The following is a 17,880-nucleotide window of genomic DNA, read 5'->3' on the forward strand; positions in this document are numbered from 1 at the left end:
CCACCATTGTCAACCCCCGGAGCCGCCGCCGCCATTCCAGCGTGACCCCACCGGAATCCAGAGGATTCTGGTCCCCTTCGTGGAGAGCACCTCGAAAGCGGCGAGCTGATCACCGGCGAACCCGGTCCGGCCGACGAACGTTCCGTTCTCCCGATAGTCGCCCTTGCCGAACCGCCAGCTCGCCGCCCGCTCCCGGCCGCCGTCCTTGCTGATGGCGATCAGGCTGCACCGGGTGCCCACCGGGACCCCGGTGAGCCGGATCTCGACCGCGGTCCCGCCCGGGGTGGGACTGATACGCAGCCGGGCCGAGACGTTGGTCGCCTGGTCTCGGGCGTCGATCGTCACCGAGGGTTCCGGGGTGCGGGTGGGCACGGGCGTCCGCACGCTCGGGGACACGGCGGGAACGGCCCGGATCGTCTCCCGGTGTTCGCCCGAGATCGCCCAGACCGCGCCGAGCGACGCCGCCACGACCGTGGCCGCCGCCACCGCGACCAGGGAACGAAACCGACGGCGGCCCCGCTCCCGGGAGGCCAGGCCGACGACGCGCTCCAGCAGCTCCGGCGGCGGGCTCACCGCCTGCTCCAGCTCTCGCTCGGTGACCATGCCCAAGAAGGCGGGGAGCGCCGCCAGCTCGGCCAATTCCGCCCGACATGACTCACAAATCCGGGTATGCGCCTCGACGATCGCGCGGTCGCCCGCCCCGACGGCGTCCAGCACATAGCCGCCGAGCAGCAGCCTCACATCGTCACAGGCTTTTCTCACGGCGCGAGCCCCCGCTCCTCCAGCGCCAGTTTCAACGCCCGGAGCGCGTAGTAGGTCCGGGATTTCACCGTCCCCGCAGGGATGCCCAGCTCCGCCGCCGCCTCGGCGACCGAGCGCCCCCGGTAGTAGACCTCCACGAGTACCGCGCGGTGCTCCCGCCGGAGCGCGCCGAGCGCGTCGGCGACCGCCCACGAATCCAGCGCCCTGTTCAGATCGTCCTCCGGTGCGGGGAGTACGGCGAGCGCGTCGTCCCCGGTCTCCGGAGGACGCGCCTGGCGGGCCCGATGCAGGTCGAGGACGATGTTACGGGCCACGGTGAAGAGCCACGGGCGGATCGGACGGCCGGAGAGCGCCCGGGGGTTGCGCCACGCGCGCAGCAGCGTCTCCTGCACCACGTCCTCGGCCCGCTGACGGTCCCCCGTCAGACGCAGGACGTATCCGAACAGCGGCCCGGCATGATCATCGAAGAGCGCCCGCATCAGACTCTCGTCGGCGGTTCCGGCCTGACCCACATCGTAAACACGTGCGGGCGGGCCCGGCGGTTCACCGATCGGCCCGGTTATCCGCGGAGCGGAAGATTCGTCGCCTCGCCCTTGATCTCCAAGCCCTTGGCCGTGCTCCGCACCTCGGTCAGCTTCAACCCCAGGGGGAGGTTGCGCACCGGGATCGTGAAGGCGAGGCGCCGATCCACCCCCGGAACCGGGATCCCGTTCGCGAACTGCACGTTGACCGGGGTGACCCGGATCCCGCCCGCGACCACGTCGAGTTTGAGGGCCGCCTTGACCTGGACGGGGCGCCCGACGACCGTGACCTGCCCGGCGGCCGTCAGCTCCCCGTCGGAGCTCTCCAGCGTGACCCCCCGGGGCGCCCTCGCCGCGAGCACGTCCTTGGAGACGAGCACGGTCCCCGTCGCCCGCTCCGCCCGGACGTCGACCTCGGCCGCGTTCGTGATCAGACGGAACAGCGGGGCGGTGACGCCGTACAGCTTCCCCTCGACCCGTTGCAGCCGCATGCCGTCCCGGGCCACCGGCCCGATGGTCACGGTGATCTCGTCGTAGCGGCCGGCCACCGCCTGGGTGATGAAGGGGATGCCCTCGATCACGACCTCGGGCTGCTCGCTCAGATTGAACCTCGCGGCGATCTCACGGGAGATGTCCTTCTCGATGGCGTCCACCAAGAGCCGGTCGACCACGGCCAGCACACCCACGAAGAGGATGAAGACAACGATCAGCTTACGCATCTGTCTCCCTCGGGCGAGAAGATCATTCGATCCGACATTACCCGTGCTACCCGCCCGCGAAGGGGGGCAGAACCTCAACTGTCGCCCCGTCTTTCACCATGATGTCCGCAGGTGCCCGCAGACCCACCGGATCGCCGTCGATCAGGATCGAGCTGCGGCGGAGCACCCTGGAGAACTCCGGCGAATCGGCGTGTCGCCGTACCGCCTCCGCCAGCACCTCGGCAAGGGTGTCCGCGGCGAACGGCTCCTCCGCCACACCCGCCGCGTCCTTGGCCGCGGCCCAGTAGCGGATCGTCCCTCGTCGCATGAACCCTCCCACCATGTGGACGTCACGTGGCTGCGTCAGCCCTCTCGGATATCCTGACCTACTGAGGGACCTGGGCAAAGCCGCCCCCGGGTCCTTGTTGCGTTTGTACGGCGTTGTGCGCACGCGACACCAGGTCCGCACGCTCAGGCTGAGGAGGCGCTGTGAGCAACCTGTTGTTGCTGACCAACGCGCTGGAGCCGTCGGCACAGGTGCTGCCGGCGCTGGGGCTCCTGCTGCACTCCGTCCGCGTCGCCCCCGCGGAGGCCTCCGCCCTGATCGACGTCGAACCCGCCGACGCCGTCATCGTCGACGCCCGCCGCGAACTCGCCCAGGCGCGCAGCCTGTGCCGCCTCCTGCGCACCACCGGGATGACCTGCCCCCTCCTGGTGGTCGTCACCGAGGGCGGTCTGGCCGCCCTCACCGCCGAATGGGGCGTCAACGACGTGCTGCTCGACACTGCGGGCCCCGCCGAGGTCGAGGCGCGGCTCCGCCTGGCGATCGGACGGCTCGCCCAGCTCACCGCCGAAGCGGGCCCCGACGAGATCCGCAGCGGCGACCTCACCATCGACGAGGCCACCTACAGCGCCCGGGTGCGGGGCCGCATCCTCGACCTCACCTTCAAGGAGTTCGAGCTCCTCAAGTACCTCGCCCAGCACCCCGGCCGGGTCTACACCCGCGCCCAGCTGCTGCAGGAGGTCTGGGGCTACGACTACTTCGGCGGCACCCGGACCGTCGACGTGCACGTACGGCGGCTGCGGGCCAAGCTGGGCGCCGAGTACGAATCCCTGATCGGCACGGTCCGCAACGTCGGCTACCGCTTCGTCCCCGACCGCGGCGGCGAGCACCCCGAACCGGCCGTCGACACCCACGCCTGACCACGGCATGCGCCGGCCGCACGGGTAAGACGGTCACCCGTCCGCGGGCCGGGGCGAGAACGGCGCCGACCGGACGGCTCTCAAGGCGAGCCTTCCCCCCAGGACGCTCTGACCAGGTCCCGCTCCACCTCCCTGACATAGAGGGCGGCGGCCAGCCAGGTGCGCGCGTACTCCCCCCGATCGCCGCCGGTCGAACGCCCGAACACGTCGCGGGTCCGCCGGGCGGCCTCGGCGGTGAGGGCCCGGCCGAGCTCGGCGCCGGTGGCGAACCCGGCCCGGCGCAGCGGCGCGTCGTGGGAGCGTGCGTCCACTCCCCGCCCGGCTTCGGCGACACCCCGGCGGCCTGCGGAGACCCCCAGCTCCACGAGGCGCCTCACCCGCCACAGGGGTGCTTCGGCAAGCGGGTCCGGACCGGTTTCCACCGCTTGCGGCACCCCGTGGGTCCCCGGCGGCAGGTGCGCCATCTGGATCAGGTCGTAGCCGAGGTCGGCGTGCCCCTTCCAGTCGGCGGGCAGGGTGAGCGTGTTCTCCGCGCCGGGGACCGGGGCGACGGCGAGCGGCAGCAGGGTGGCGGAGCGGGCCGGGTCGAGCGTGCCGAGAACGCGGATCCGGGTTCCGGCGGCTCCGGCCAGCATCCGCAGGTTTCCCTGGTGGGCGAGGGCGGGGTTGGGGTTGGCGGCCACGAGGTGAACGATCGGGCCGTCGGGTTCTCCGGTGCCGCCGAGGAGACGCGTGACGAGCCGGTCGCCCTCGGCGCCGAGGATCTCCACGTCGCAGCCGAGGAGTCCCGGGCCTTCGTCGTCGAGGATTTCGGCGGCGGCCCGGGCCGGCGGTTTGGCGAAGAGCCCGGCCGCCGCCCCTTCCGTCCACGGGAGGCAGGCCAGCGGGGTGGCCCGCACGCCCTGCCCGGCGCCGAGCCTGCCGTCGGCGGAGACGGTGGCTCCGGCGATGAGGAGCCCTCCTCGGCTGAGCTCGGCGTGGCTGATCACGGCGCTGCCCAGGGCCACCGTGGAGGTACGGGCGCCGCGGGCCCGGGAAGCCATGCCGGGCCGCACGTCGGCGATCGTGTACCGGCGCCCGTCCTCGGCGATGAGGTGGGTGACGACTCCCCCGTAGCCGGACGCGGTGGCCACGGGCTCCGAGCACAGCCCGTGGACGCGCAGGCCGCCGTCGCTCTCCCGGTAGGGGCGGCGGACCGTGCCCACCAGGTCGGGCCGGTTCTCCCCGGCGGCGAGGCGGTGGGTGAGCAGGAGCAGATCGCAGAGAGTGGTGGTGAGGTCGGCGAGACGGTGCCCGGTGCGGCGGTCCCGCATGTTGCGGATGCCGGTGACCAGGGTGAGGGTGAGGGCTTCGGCCCGGGGCAATCCGGCGCGCCGGGCGCCGTGTGCGGCGCGGAGCAGTTCCGCCTGGAGGACGGCTCCGGCCCCGGGGAGTCCCGCGTCGGGCAGGGCGGAGGCGACCTCCCAGAGCGCCGCCGCGGCCTCCCGCTGCTTGGCGGTGAGCTCCGGGGTCTTCTCCGCGTCATCGGCGGAGGTTTCCTCCGCCGATGACGGCGCGGCCGTCTGCTGCGCGAGGTCGGGAGCCACGTCCGTGCGGATGTCGTCGGCGATGGGGCAGGCGCTGAGGACGGCCGCCCGGTGCAGGCAGCGGGGGGCCAGCAGGCATGAGCAGGTGGCCTGTTCACCCGTGGTGATCGCGGCGCCGCCGGCGGGGTCGAGGGTGACGACGGCGTCCTCTCCCCAGCCGATGTGGACGGTGCCGCCGTCCTGCCGCCGGGGCAGGGCGGCGACCTGCTCGACCGCGCCGTCGAGTTTCTTCTTCAGCCGCCCGGTGAGGCTCTCGACCGCGTCTGCGACCACCTGCGGGGCGGCGGGGATCAGTGGGGTCACGCGCGTTCTCCACGGAGACGGTCGCCCACCCAGCGGGCGAGGGCGAGGGGGCTGAGCGCGGCCACCGGCATGCCCGCGGCGGCGAGCCTGCGGGCGGTCGGCACCGAGTAGCGGGGGGCTCCCCGGTCGTCCAGGGCGGCGCATCCGAGCAGGTGCACCCCTGACTGGGCCAGGGCCCGCACCTCGCCCAGCATGCCTTCAGGGGGTGCCCCTTCCTCGAAGTCGCTGACCACGGCGACGAGGGTCCGGCTGGGCACGGTGACCAGTGAGCGGGCGTGGGCGAGCCCTGCGGCGATGTGGGTGCCGCCGCCCACCTTCACATCGAGCAGGAGGGAGAGCGGATCTTTGACGTGGTCGGTGAAATCGATGACCTGAGTGGAGAACGCCAGGAAATGCGTGGAGAGGGTGGGCACTCCGGCGAGGATCGACGCGGTGAGCGCCGACCAGATGACCGAGGCCTCCATGGAGCCGGAGACGTCGACCACGAGGATCATCCGCCAGTCGGCCTGCTGCCGGGCGCGCGTCTTGAACACCGGCCGCTCGGGCACGACGACCGTCCGCCCGTCGGCCGTACGGCGGGCGTGGGCGAGGTTGGCGCGGAGCGTGCGCGGCAGGTCCAGCGGCCCGCCGGAGCGGCGGGTCGGGCGGGGGGTGGCGAGGCCGCTCAGCGCGGGCCGCAGCGTGGTCGCCAGCTCCCGGGCCAGTTCCTCGACGATACGGCGGACGAGTGGCCGCAACGCGGCGAGCCGCTGCTCGGGTAGCCCGCCGGCCAGGGTGAGGACCGCCGTCAGCAGCTCGACCGAAGGCCGCGCCGCAGCCGGGTCGAGCTCGGCCAGGACGTCCAGACGGCCCGCGGCGGCCGCGTCGGCCAGGACCTCCTCCCTGACGTCGGCGCCGAACAGGGCCTGCAGTTCCTCCGACCAGTCGCGGGCGGACGGAAACGACGCCTCCGTCCCCGCACCCAGATCCTGGGAGCCTTCGCCGCTCCCCGCCCCGTACAGTTCGTCGAGGGCTCGCCCGTACCCGCGGCAGGACGCGGGCAGGCCGCCCCGTTCCCGCCCCAGTAGCAACCGCCACCGATCGACGGCGGCGATGCGGCGCGGTACGGCCGGCGCCCTCGTCGGCGCCGGGGAAGGCGTCGGCTCCGCCGCCTCCGCCACCGGGAGCGGCAGATTCAGGGCCGCCAGAACGGCCCGCCCCGCCGCATCGGCCCCATGCCACGTCGCCAGCATGCCGGGCGACGCGGTGAGGGTGAGATCGGGGCGGGTGCCGAGCCGGTCCTGCACCTCGGCGAGGACGCGGTCGCGGGCGGCGGGCCCGAGGATGTCGAAGCCGCCCCGGAGCGCGGGCAGCCGGGCCAGGAAACCCTCGTCGGACAGGTTCTCCACCCGCTCCATCAGAGGCCGCAGCGCCGACGGGGCGGCATGGAGCAAGGGCCCGGCGGCGGCGAGGAGACCGGTGAGCCGTCCGGTGAGAGCCCGGCGGGTCTCGGGCCGGGTGGCGACGTCGACCCAGCCAGCGACCCGTCCCCCCATGACGGCCGAGTCGTCGAGGCCCAGCATGACCCGGGCCGCGGTCGCGGCCCCCTGCATCAGCGGCGAGCCGGTGCGGCACAGTTCCGCGAGGCTTTCGTCGAGTCGCAGGCCGAGCCGGTCCTCCGCGGCCCGCCCGGCGAGACCGGCCAGCGCCACGGCGTCCTCGGGGCGGTCACTGCCCGCCAGCCCGGGGATGCCCGCCACGGCGGTCTCGACGAGCAGGTCGCCGAGTGCCCGGACCCGGCGGCCGACGCGCTCGTCGGCGGTGAGCCCGGGGATGTGGCCGCGTCCGACCGCTTCCAGCAGGTCGAGGGCGACGACGAGTTCGGCGAGGGTGGCCGCGGAGGGCAGCAGGGTCTCGGCTTCCGCGACGAGGTCGGCGAGCAGCCCGGGCAGGTCGCAACGGGCGGCGGCCTCCAACTGCCGGAGCAGCAGCCCGCAGGTGACGCCGTCCGCCCCTTCCCTGCGGTACGCCGCCCGCAACGCGCCTTCGGCGGCCTGCGCCGCGGTGACGCCGCGGACCCCCGCCAGGTCGAGGCGGGCCGGGACGGCGACGGTCCAGGCCAGCCGCCATTTGGTGGTGAGGGCGGTGCCGTCGCCGGTACCGGCCACCTCCAGCTGCTCCCCGTATCCGGCGGAGCATGCGGCGAGCCGGTGCAGCAGCAGTTCTCTGCGTGTGTCCAGGGCGGATCCCAGCGGATTGAGCCTGACCTCTTTGGGACCGGGCTCGTCGGGGCGGGGCAGCCGGAGGGCCTCCAGGTCGGCTTCGACCGCGGGCCCGAGGCCGGATCGAGGGGTTCCGGGGGCGGTACGGCCGCGCTCGGTGCCGACGAGGACGCCTTCCATCGCGCGGGCGAGGGCCCGGCCGCGACCGAGCCGCTCCCCCTGGCCCAGCACCGTGGTGATCGCCTCGACGATCTCCCCGCGGCCCGGGGCGGGCAGGCCGCGGAGCCGGGCCAGATCGCCGGCGACGCGCAAGGCTTCCGCGGCCTCGCCGGTGCCGGCGGTGTGCCCGGCGTCCCGCAGGGCTCGGCAGACGGCGGTGACAACGTGGGCCGCCGCCTCCTCGATCTTGGCCGGGTCGCCGCCCGCGGCGTACACCTGCTGCTGCCACCTCGGGTCGCGGATGCCCGCCGGATAGCCGGAGCGGGAGTCGAGCAGGTCGAAGGAGTACGCCACCAGGGACGTCACCACCTCCCCGCGCGCCTCAGGCGGTACCTCATCACCTGGGAAAGCGGTCAGGGCGGGTGCGTGGAAGGCCCCGATGACAGCGGTGACGCGGGAGCCGTCGGCCGCCGCCTCGGCGACCACCTTCCGCATGTACGCCTCGCGGACGAGATCACGCGTCGGTACGCCGCCCGCGGCCTCCGCATCGCGGCGTAACGCCCATCCGACACCGAGTCCGGCACGGCGTACGGCTTCGGGGGCGCATCCCGGTGCGAGGACCTCCACCGCGCGGTCCCACATGTCGTCGCCGTCGCGACCGGTGCTCCTGGCCGCGAGGGCCGCGGCGAAGGTGATCTGCGGCCCCTGCACCGCCTGGTCCGCGGCGCCGTCCGCCGTGGCGGTGAGGGGCAGGTCGCAGCAGCGGACCCGCACCCCGTGGGCGTAGGCCCAGCGAACGGCGGCGAGCTCGGGGGAGAAATCGGCGAAGGGGTAGAACGCGAGGCCGCCGTCGGGATAGGCCCCCGCCAACGCGACGGGGGCGCGGGTGCCCGGGTCGGCGAGATGGGGCAGCCACCGGTCGAAGTCGGCGGGGAGCTCGACGCAGATCACATCGGGGGCCGCCTCCGCCAGCATGGCCGGCATGACCGAGGCCAGGGCGGGGCTGTGGTGGCGTACCCCGATGAGGTGGGGTTTGGTCCCGGCGGCCAGTCCTTCCAGCTCGGCGGCGGGATCCAGGCGAAGAGTCGTCACTGAAGGTGCTTCCTCGCGTCCCAGAGACGGCGCCACAGGGCGGCGCCGTCCTCGGCCCGGCGGCGGACCGGTCCGTCCCAGTAGCCGAGGAGGCGGCCGTGGTCGGCCGGGTCGTCCTTGCGGACCACGCCGAGCAGGTGGCCGGGAAGCAGGTCGAGCGGGTCCCCGGCGGGCAGATAGGCGGCGGCGACACCGATCGAGGCGGCGACCTGGACGGCTTCGGCGGTGGACATGACGGTGCCGGGCCGTTCGACGTCCCAGCCTTCGCCGGAGCGGCCGGTACGCAGGTCGCGGAAGACGGTGACGAGCGCGTCCAGCACGGCGTCGTCGACGGAGAACGCCGCTCCCGCCCGTTCCACGACGGCCGTGGCCTGGCCGCGGATGAGCGCGGTTTCGGCGTCGGCGTCGGCGATGGGGTCGACGGTCTCGAAGTTGAAGCGGCGCTTCAGCGCGGCCGACATCTCCGACACGCCGCGGTCGCGGAGGTTGGCGGTGGCGATGACGGTGAAGCCGGGCGCCGCCGAGACGGTGGCGTGATCGGTGCCGGAAAGCTCGGGCACGCTGAGCCGCCGATCCGACAGGATCGACACGAGCGCGTCCTGCACCTCCGGCAGGCACCGGGTGATCTCCTCGATCCGGGCGATCCGGCCGGTCCGCATCGCGGTCAGCACCGGCGAGGCGACCAGGGCGTCGGAGCTGGGGCCGTGGGCCAGCAGCATGGCGTAGTTCCAGCCGTAGCGGAAGGCGTCCTCGGTGGTCCCTGCGGTGCCCTGCACGGTGAGGGCGCCGGTGCCGCTGACCGCGGCCGACAATAGCTCCGACAGCATCGACTTGGCCGTGCCGGGCTCGCCGGTGAGCAGCAGGCCCCGCTCCCCGGCCAGGGTGACGACGCACCGCTCGACGAGGGAACGCTCACCGACGAACTTGACGGGGATGACGCGGGACGGCACCCCGGGGGCGCCGACGCTCTCCCCGCCGCTGCCGCAGATGAAGGTGACCACGGCGCGTGGGGTGAGCGCCCAGCCGGGCGGGCGGGGGCCGCCGTCTGCGGCGGCGAGAAAGGCCAGCTCGTCGGCGTGGCGCTCCTCGGCGGGAACGATCTGGCGGGCGGTCGGTGCCCGCTCTTCGGCAATCGCTGTCATCGATGTCCTTCTGGATGTGAAGTGGGGCGGGGCCGCCGCGGTGGGCGACCCCGCATGGCATGGCCAGGTCAGCGGCGGCGGTTCGGCCGGGTGTCGAGGGTCCCGAAGCGGGGGGTGTCCCCGTCCTGGACCCGCTGCCACGCCTTCCGGTACAGGTCGGCCATCGGCTCGGTGGGCACGGTGGTCCCCAGATGCGCGCGTTCCCCGCCGACCGACGCGAACAGCGGGGTCTTCCACTGCTCCATGCCGACCGCGTCGTTCCACGCGCCCGGGAGGAACATGGAGCGGCCCGCCCCTCGCCGGGTGCCGTCCACGATCAGGTCGCCGCCCGCCAATTCGGCTTGGGCGGCCTTCAACCGGGCGGGCTTCCACCCGGTCCAGCGCCGGGTGTTCCGGTCAGCCGGGTCGGGCATGGCCAGCAGCATCAGGTAGAGGGTGGCGGCGTCCTCACTCACGCCGTACGTCTTGGCCGCTTCCACGACGACGTCGGGAACGGAGCGGGAAGGGTCCTGCGGCCACCACACACCCGCTTCGTCCCGCTGTCCCGCCGCGGGGTCGCCCGGGTTCTCCAGCAGGGAGGCGAAGGCGTCGTCGTGGGCGAGCCGCACGGCGTCCAGCACCACCGGGAAGGGATGTGACTCCTGGAGCATGGACAGGAGCAACCGCACGTGCGGATCGTCGAGTCCTTCTTCGGTGAAGCGGGCGTAATCGAGTGCCGGGAGCGGCATCAGGTCGGCCAAGGCGAGGATGACGGGGCCGTAGCGCTCGTAGAGCGGCGTCGTCTCACAGGGGGTGCCTGCGACCTCACGAAAACGCTCGAGATCGACATAGTTGTCCAGCGAGAGGAGGATCCCGGGGGCCGACAGCCTCGCCCGCACCGCGGCGAGGCCCGCGGGCAGCCGGTCCCGCAGCGGGTCGCCCACCGGAAGCCGGTGAGCGAGCCAGGCGAGCATCGGCACGGCATGGCTCAGCGTCGCGGGGGTGAACCCGTCGTCGCCGTCGGACCTGGCGCGATCCCCTTCGATCCTCCACTGCAGATCGCGGGTCAGCCCACGCGAACGCTCCGGCTCCAGAACGTCCCGCAGAAGCGGCCGGCTCAGGGACTTGGGGACTGCGTACAGCAGCTCTTCCGGTACGGGCAGCCGCCTGCCGAACTTTCCGTTCCAGATCTCCGCCGCCTCGGCCACCCGCGGCCCGGCGGTCCGGAGCTCGGCCGGGTCCTCCGGCACCAGGGCGGAGAGGACCTGGGCGAGGAACCTCTCCTCGCAACGCCCCAGTTCCCCCTCGGCGAAGCGGGCGTCGGCCGCCTTCACCCCGAGAACGGCCCGCGCCTCGGCGGTGAGCCCGTCGGGGGCACCGGCGATGATCAGCTTTGCGACGGTCTGGGTGACCCCGGTAAGACGGGCGAACTCCTCGGCTGCCTCGGGCCGCCACGGGATGGGGCCGTCCGCCCGTACCCGTACGAACGCAGCGAGCACCTCCGCGCCAAGCCCGGGGAAGGCGGGCCGGTCGTCCCTGACGACGAACGGGGCGGGCGGCTCGGCCCCGCCCTCCGGGTCGTGGACCAGGACCGTGAAAACATCGGCGCCGCGATCTCTCCCATGCTCCAGCAGCGCGAACAGCGCCGGTCCGCCGGACGGGATCAGCCCGGGCCGCCACCGGAAATCCTGACCCGCCTCGGCGGCCTGCGCGGTGAGGCCGAGAGTGAGCAGCCGCCACCGCCCCTCCACACCGCCGAGCCCCGCCAAGGCCGAAATGAGGGCTTCGGCGGCCTCGGAGTGCTCGGCGGCGACGGCCGGGGAAACCGCCCGGTAGACGACGGCCGGGAGCACCTCCAGGGCACGCCACCACCGAAACCCCGTCCGCGGCAGTTCAGGGGCGGGGGCCGCGGAGAACGGAAACACCTGTTCACCCCACGGCCAATCGGTCGCGCCTCCCTCCCGGGCGGCATCCGCCAGCGCGGCGATCTGCGTCAGCCCGTACGCCTCCGGTTTGGCGTAGTACCCGTTCACGTCGACCAGCCCGGCGAGGGCGGCGGCGATCGCGTCGTCGCCGGGGCCGGCGACCAACCGCGGTGCGTTCCCCGGTGTGAGCGACGCTTCGATCCTCTTGACGACCTCGGCCCGGTTCCGGACCTGCTCGGCGGCGAGGCGCACCACCGCCGCGATACCGGCAAGCAACTTGGCCGAGGTCACTTCAGGCAGTACGGAGGCGACCCACGCCACGTCGTCGGGCCCGCTCCGAACGACGGGCACCGCGGCCAGCAGCCCGCGTGCCGTCTCGGCGTCGACGCGGCGCAGTGCCGCCGACCCCTGCGGGTCGCACGGCCGCAGGTGGTGCCAGTAGCGGGGCGGCGGCAGCAGGCGGGTGGCGTCCGCGTAGAGGCCGGGAACACCGTCCCGCTTGAACGTCGCCGTGCACACCCCTTCCTCGTCGAGGAGTGACAGGTGCCAGGTCCCTCTCGACATCAGAACCCGCGGCCGGTCCGATCCGGGGAACATCACCAGCCTCAGGATCCGCTCGTCGCTCCCGGGAACGGCGACGGTCCGCCCCGCCGCGTCCTGTGCCTTCAGCGTGCCGTCCGCGAGCCGGGCGACGTGCAGCGCGTAAACCCCGCCGGTGGGCCGGCCCACCGGGGAATCGGCGAAATCGGGGGAGTCGGCCGACATGGGCACCGTGAAGCCCGACACACGCTGTGCGCCCTCCGGCGCGGCGGCGTCGGCGTCGGCCAGGAAAGCCGGCAGGCTCGCCCGGCCGACGTTCCCGGTCGCCGGGTCGTACTCGTGCAGGGTCCAATCGGGGCGTTCGCCCTGCCAGATCCAGAAGGAAACCCCGTCGCCCATCAGGTGCAGGCCCGAGCCCGCCGAGGCGTCGCCGGCCCGCAGAATTCCGGCCGTGGTCACCCGCCCGCCGCCGGGAGCGGGATAGGCCGGCGGCAGGTTGTCCCGGAACCAGTACATACTGACGGCGGTCTGCGGCTTCACCCCCTTGGTGTCGAGGTTGAGCACCCTGCCCGGGTCTTCATGCCAGTAGCCCTTGATCCGTTCGTCGCCCTCGTCCTCCCAGAAGACGAGCAGCTGCCCGTCCACGAGGTGGAAGCCCGGTTCGCCCCTACGGCTTATGCCGGTGACACGCAGCTGGTGGGTGAGCAGAGGACCGTCGCGGCCGAGCACCCGGACCTCACGTCCACCGGCCACGATCGGGCCCGGCCACGCGTCGGCGACGAGCAGGGCCGCCGGGTTGTCGGCGGGGACCAGGTCGGCCAACGCCTCCTCCCACGCGGGCCAGGTGAACTCGTCCATGAGCCCGGTGCGCAGGGTGCGGGCCAGCGCCTGCGCGACATCGGCGTCGAGCACCCTCCGCACCTCGGCCTCGGCCAGGCCGAGCGCCGCACCGGGGATCCACGACAGCTCCTCCAGCTGCTCGGGCAGCGAGGGCAGGCCCCCCTCCGTGGCGGCATCCGCGACTTCGCGAACCCAGGAGGCCACCAGCGTGGCGCCTCCGGGACTGCCGGCGAGCAACCGCAGGTGGTTCTCCATTCTGGCGTCGTACTGCAGACTGCTCAGCGCCTGATGAAAACCCTTGATGAAACGGGGGTCGGCCGCCAGCAGGGTCAGATCCCGGCGCCCCTCCGATGTCGCCCACGGTTCGATGGCCGCCTGATAGCCGTGGTCCGACACGACGACCGGTATCTCCAACTCCAGCATCAGGTCAAGCAGATCGATGTCGCCCGGCGCTTGGATACCTCCACCGCGCAGTTCGGCGCGGAGCACATCGGCGGCCCGCCGCACCAGGTCGGACAGGAGCGGAAGAGCGCTCACGTGACGCCGGCCGCGCATGCGGAAGGCGAGGAACCGGTTCAGCCAGCCGGCCGTCCCGTCCTTCGGCCGGCCCGGAGCCTCGGCATCCACGAGCGCGGCGGTCGCACCGCCCTGTTCGAGCATGTCCAGCCAGATGCCGACAAGCTCATCGTCGGACTCAGCCGGCATGATCCCCAGCAGATGGATCCGCACCGCCTCGTCCTTGCGGGCAAGCGCGATGATCTCCTTCTGCTGCGACCTCCACCAACCGGCGGACGCCCGCAGTGTCCCCGGCTGGAAGAGGAGCACACGCAGGAACTCCTCCTCTGCCGCGACCCCGGCCGGACCGGCCGCGACCGCTATCCGCCGAAGCTCCTTGGAGATCTGCGGGGACGGCGGCAGACCACCCGCCGTCCGCTGCGTACAGAGATCGGCGAAGCGCCGCAACGCCTCCTCGGATGGGACCCTCGCCGTCAACTCCTTGGCATAGTCGGCCAGGACCTTGACCGGCAGCGCACCCGCCAGGGCGAACTCCAGGAAGACCGAGTCGAGGCGCTCCTCGTCGACGGGCAGACCGTGTTCCCTCTCCGCGCGGCGGGCCAGCCCGAACAACTGCGCGGCATAGCGCGCGTTCTCCGCCGAGAGGAAAACCCGCCCGGCCTGCTCGTAGAAGGTGGGCAGGAAATGCGGAACCGATGCGGCGAGACGTTTCGCGATCGCCAGGTAGGAATCCAGTGCCGCCTTCGGCTTCGTCCGAGCCTGCCGCGCCGCCCGGTCCAGCTCGGGCACGACGGCCAGCGCGCCGTTGCCGTCCTGCGGATGGTGGACGAGGATCCACTCGGGGAACCCCAGCGCCTTGCGGTGCCCGAACCCGACCGCGACCGGCTCCGCGGCGGCCTCGAAACCCAGGAACGCGGTGGCCGCGTCCTCGGCGGGGCCCAGTTCCGCCGCGGCCAGCCTGACCACCACGCGGTCGTCGAGTCCCGCATGGCGATAGGAGCGCGCCGTCATCGGCACCGCGTCGGCCGCCCGCGCCTCCGCCTCGGCCCCCGGCGGAAGAATGCCACCGGCCTTCACCACAGATCCGCTCATGCCCGGCTCTCCTCTTCCTCGACCCTGCGCCCCGCGTACAGCCATGCCGCCATGCGCATTCCCTCCGACCAGGCGACGGGGCCGACGTCGGCCAAATCCAGCCGCCTGCCGTCCGGACCGTGCCAGGCGAGCGCACCCGTCTCCGCCTCGTCGTCGTAGTAGTACGGCTCGCCGATCCACACGGCGGCCTCCACCACGTGCTCCCCGTCCCGGACGCGGCAGGTGGCGTACCCTCCGCTCACCCGGTAACCGCTGTTCACCGCACGTGCCGCCAGGCCGAACCTGGAGGAGTACGTGCCACCGATGAACGTCTCCACCTGGTGCTTTCCGGCGAGCGGCTCGCCGGGTTTACGCCAGGTGGCGCGGTGGATCTGCTCGACCTTCTGGGTCACGTTCAGCTCGGCGGCGAATTCCCGCAGGTCCTCCAGGTCCTCCAGCAGGACCGGGTGGGGAATCGTGACGGTCGCGGGCGCGATTCGGACGGTCTCCCCGTCCAGGTTCACGAGCTGAAGTTCACCGGCGCCGGTGACGCCGCGCAGCAGCCCGACGTCATCGGGGCCGGCGCCGACCACCACCGTGTCCCGCAGGGCGAGCCGCCAGGCCTCGTCCGGCCACACCGAGGTGAGGACCTCGACCGGAATCGGTAGTGAGGAGACCATCCAGGCGTCGACCTGGGCCACGCAGTCCTGCGCGTGGCGATCCAGCCATTCGGCGAGGCGGCGGAGTCGATCCACTTCGGCATGGTCACGGAGCGCCTTCGGCATGCTTTTCAGCAATTTCCCCGCTGAACGGCCGCCGGTGGGGCGCGCCGCCACCTTGCCGTCGATCAGAGCGATCTCATAACCGTCGCCCGCTGCCAGCCATCCCAACGTTGCTCAGCCCTTCATGTCGTGAGGATCCACTCCGCCCACGGCATCCGCCGGTGGAGTGATGCGGGGAACCGTAGCGCCGTCTTCCGACAAAACCCATATGCGGACGAACCATCGGCGATCGCCCAACTGTTTCGCCAGAATCCGGGCGCCATCGCGCCCCGCTGACACCTGCGGGAACGTCACGCCGGGCTCCGGAGCCCAGCCACCTGGCCAAGGCGCCGGCGACCCGCGAGCCCGCCGGAGGCCGTACCGGACCCGCCCGCTCTCCAGAAGACCGATCCGGTACGGGCTTCGCCGGAACGCTCGACGGCCGAAAACCCGAACACCTCCCTCCCCGGACATCGGTGGACGTACGGGCTTCGCCTGGCCCCCGGCAGGCGAGCTCAGCTCATCCGCATCCCCGCGAGCCCGCCGGAGGCCGTACCGGACCTGCCTTAACTCCGGCCCGCCCTCCACGCAACCCATCCGGTACGGGCTTCGCCGGAACGCTCGACGGCCGAAGTCACGAGCACGCCGTCCTTACCGGACATACGGGCTTCGCCTGGCCGTCGGCAGCCTAATCCGTATCCCCGCGAGCCACCGCAGGCCGTACCGGACCGGGGTGAGACGCCAAAAGGGGCGAACCTGGTGTGGTTCGCCCCTCCGGGAAGTGCGTCGTCAGCCCGCCACGGTGATGCGGTCGGTCGCGGGCGGGGAGATCGGGGAGTTCGCGGTGAGGTACGCGGCGAGGGCGTCGATGTCCAGCGGGCCGTTCCACAGGTCGGTGCCCTGGGTGAACACGCTGAACGCGTCTCCGCCGCCGAGGAGGAAGTTGTTGGCGGCCACCCGGTAGGAGGTGGTGTCGGCGACCGGCACCCCGTCGATCTTGATGTCGGAGACCCGGGAGCCGACCGGCTGGGAACGGTTGATCGTGTAGCGGAGGGAGGACGACGGCGACAGGATGCGCTCCAGGATCGTCCCGGTGGGCTGCGGCTGGAACTGCTGTTCGAGCAGTGCGTCGAGCTGGGCACCGGTCATGGTGACCACGCCCATGAGGTTGTTGAACGGCTGGACGGTGAACGCCTCGCCGTACGTCACGACCCCGTCGCCCTCGCTTCCGCTCTGCGCGTGGTTCAGGTCGGACCGTACCCCGCCGGGGTTCATCAGCGCGATGACCGCGTTGCCGCCGGTCCTGGTCGAGGCGAGCTGGGCGTCCGCGATCAGGTTGCCGAGCGCCGACTCGCCGGAGGGCGCCTGGCTGCGGCGGATGTCCGCGGTGATGTTACCGATCGGACGGTTGGCCACCGGGGCCACCCGGTCCTTCCAGGTCTGCACAAACGCCGAAATTTCGGCATCTGGGGTGATGGTTCGGGTCACCACGTGGTTGTCGGCGCGGACCGAGGATCGGACCACGTCCCGGGTCCGCTTGTCGACCAGCAGATCCACCTGGGTGATGACCCGGCCGAACGAGGAGCCCTGGCTGTAGATCCGGTCGTTGCCCTTGGGGTCCTTGACCGTGCAGATGTAGGCCTGGTGGGAGTGGCCCTCAAGCACGAGGTCGATCTCGGCGTCGGACTGGGTGGCGATCCGGTAGCCGGCGCTCGGCTGGGCCGAGCAGGCGTCCGGGCTCTGTCCCGCGTGGACCTGGTCACCCTCGTGCACGAGGACGACCTGGGCCTTCACCCCGAGCAGACGCAGCACCTTGGAGGCCTTGTTGACCGCCTCCACCTCGTCGATGAACTTGATGTCCTTGATGCCGTCGGAGGTGACGATCGTCGGGGTGGTCTTGGTGACCGCGCCGATGAACGCGACGTTGACGCCGTTGACCTTGCGGACCGTGAACGGGGGGATCGCCGGGAGGTTGTACTTCTTCAGCAGCACGTTCGCGCCGACGTAGTCGAACCCGGCCCCCTTCCAGGGCCCGGCGGGCGAACAGCCGTCGACCGGGTGGCAGCCGCCCTTCATGATGCGGAGCAGCTCCCGGTAGCCCTCGTCGAACTCGTGGTTGCCGACCGCGGACGCGGTGACGCCGATCTTGTCGAGGAACTCGACGCTCGGTTCGTCGTGGTAGGCGGCCGAGATCAGCGGCGTTCCGCCGATCATGTCCCCCTGCGCCACGGTGAGGGTGTTCTCGTCGCGCAGCGCCTTCAGGTGTGCGGCGATGTAGGCCGCGCCACCTGCCTCGACGGTCGCGCCGGCCTCGTTCACGATGCGGCCGGATGATCCGGTGGGCGGTTCCAGGTTGCCGTGGAAGTCGTTGAGTGCGAGCAGCCGTACCGGCACCGTCTGGGGTGTCGAGTGACCGCTTGTCGCGGCGTCGGGGCCCGCCGCGGTGGCGGGGACGGTCGCGAGCGCGAGCCCAGAGGCGGCCAACGCGGTGGCGAGGACCACCCGAGTGAGGGATCGAGACGTCATGACCTACGACCCTAGACGGCAGGTTCAGGTGTGAAATGTCATATAGACAACGATT

Annotated in this window: 11 protein-coding genes; 1 reads left to right on the forward strand and 10 read right to left on the reverse strand. The window is 72.5% G+C overall.

Features of this window, described 5'->3' with window-relative positions; genetic code table 11:
- Positions 1–9 precede the first annotated feature (9 nt).
- The 4 genes from RUR_RS31150 to RUR_RS31165 are packed head-to-tail and all read right to left on the reverse strand — an operon-like array spanning position 10 to position 2,309.
- On the reverse strand, positions 10–762 hold the full coding sequence (locus tag RUR_RS31150; protein ID WP_283138795.1) for an anti-sigma factor family protein: 753 nt from the start codon (positions 760–762) through the stop codon (positions 10–12).
- A complete protein-coding gene (locus tag RUR_RS31155) occupies positions 759–1,274 on the reverse strand; it encodes a sigma-70 family RNA polymerase sigma factor (RefSeq protein WP_283138796.1) in 516 nt (171 codons plus the stop codon). Before RUR_RS31155 ends, RUR_RS31150 begins: the two co-directional genes overlap by 4 nt.
- Before the next feature lie 47 nt (positions 1,275–1,321).
- Positions 1,322–2,002: an LmeA family phospholipid-binding protein gene (locus tag RUR_RS31160; protein WP_283138797.1), complete on the reverse strand. Its 681-nt coding sequence runs from the start codon at positions 2,000–2,002 to the stop codon at positions 1,322–1,324.
- 46 nt (positions 2,003–2,048) lie between these two features.
- A complete protein-coding gene (locus tag RUR_RS31165) occupies positions 2,049–2,309 on the reverse strand; it encodes a MoaD/ThiS family protein (protein ID WP_283138798.1) in 261 nt (86 codons plus the stop codon).
- A gap of 161 nt (positions 2,310–2,470) precedes the next feature.
- Between RUR_RS31165 and RUR_RS31170 the strand changes: the two genes are divergently transcribed.
- Positions 2,471–3,184: a winged helix-turn-helix transcriptional regulator gene (locus RUR_RS31170; RefSeq protein WP_283138799.1), complete on the forward strand. Its 714-nt coding sequence runs from the start codon at positions 2,471–2,473 to the stop codon at positions 3,182–3,184.
- A gap of 80 nt (positions 3,185–3,264) precedes the next feature.
- Here the strand turns inward: RUR_RS31170 and RUR_RS31175 are convergent, their stop codons facing one another.
- The 6 genes from RUR_RS31175 to RUR_RS31200 all read right to left on the reverse strand — a co-directional run bounded on the left by RUR_RS31175 (position 3,265) and on the right by RUR_RS31200 (position 17,825).
- Positions 3,265–5,073 carry an SWIM zinc finger family protein gene (locus tag RUR_RS31175; protein WP_283138800.1) on the reverse strand — a complete coding sequence of 603 codons (1,809 nt, stop codon included), beginning with the start codon at positions 5,071–5,073 and terminating at the stop codon, positions 3,265–3,267.
- A complete protein-coding gene (locus RUR_RS31180; RefSeq protein ID WP_283138801.1) occupies positions 5,070–8,525 on the reverse strand; it encodes a vWA domain-containing protein in 3,456 nt (1,151 codons plus the stop codon). The genes RUR_RS31175 and RUR_RS31180 overlap by 4 nt, the downstream gene beginning before the upstream one ends.
- On the reverse strand, positions 8,522–9,667 hold the full coding sequence (locus RUR_RS31185; RefSeq protein ID WP_283138802.1) for an ATP-binding protein: 1,146 nt from the start codon (positions 9,665–9,667) through the stop codon (positions 8,522–8,524). Before RUR_RS31185 ends, RUR_RS31180 begins: the two co-directional genes overlap by 4 nt.
- Before the next feature lie 68 nt (positions 9,668–9,735).
- Positions 9,736–14,559: a DNA-binding protein gene (locus tag RUR_RS31190; protein ID WP_283138803.1), complete on the reverse strand. Its 4,824-nt coding sequence runs from the start codon at positions 14,557–14,559 to the stop codon at positions 9,736–9,738.
- Entirely contained in the window at positions 14,556–15,428 is an 873-nt protein-coding gene (locus tag RUR_RS31195) for a DUF4132 domain-containing protein (RefSeq protein ID WP_283138804.1), read from the reverse strand. The genes RUR_RS31190 and RUR_RS31195 overlap by 4 nt, the downstream gene beginning before the upstream one ends.
- Before the next feature lie 660 nt (positions 15,429–16,088).
- Entirely contained in the window at positions 16,089–17,825 is a 1,737-nt protein-coding gene (locus RUR_RS31200; RefSeq protein ID WP_283138805.1) for a bifunctional metallophosphatase/5'-nucleotidase, read from the reverse strand.
- Positions 17,826–17,880 lie beyond the last annotated feature (55 nt).

The organism is Rhizohabitans arisaemae, from assembly GCF_025996515.1.
In the GTDB taxonomy this organism is placed as follows: domain Bacteria; phylum Actinomycetota; class Actinomycetes; order Streptosporangiales; family Streptosporangiaceae; genus Rhizohabitans; species Rhizohabitans arisaemae.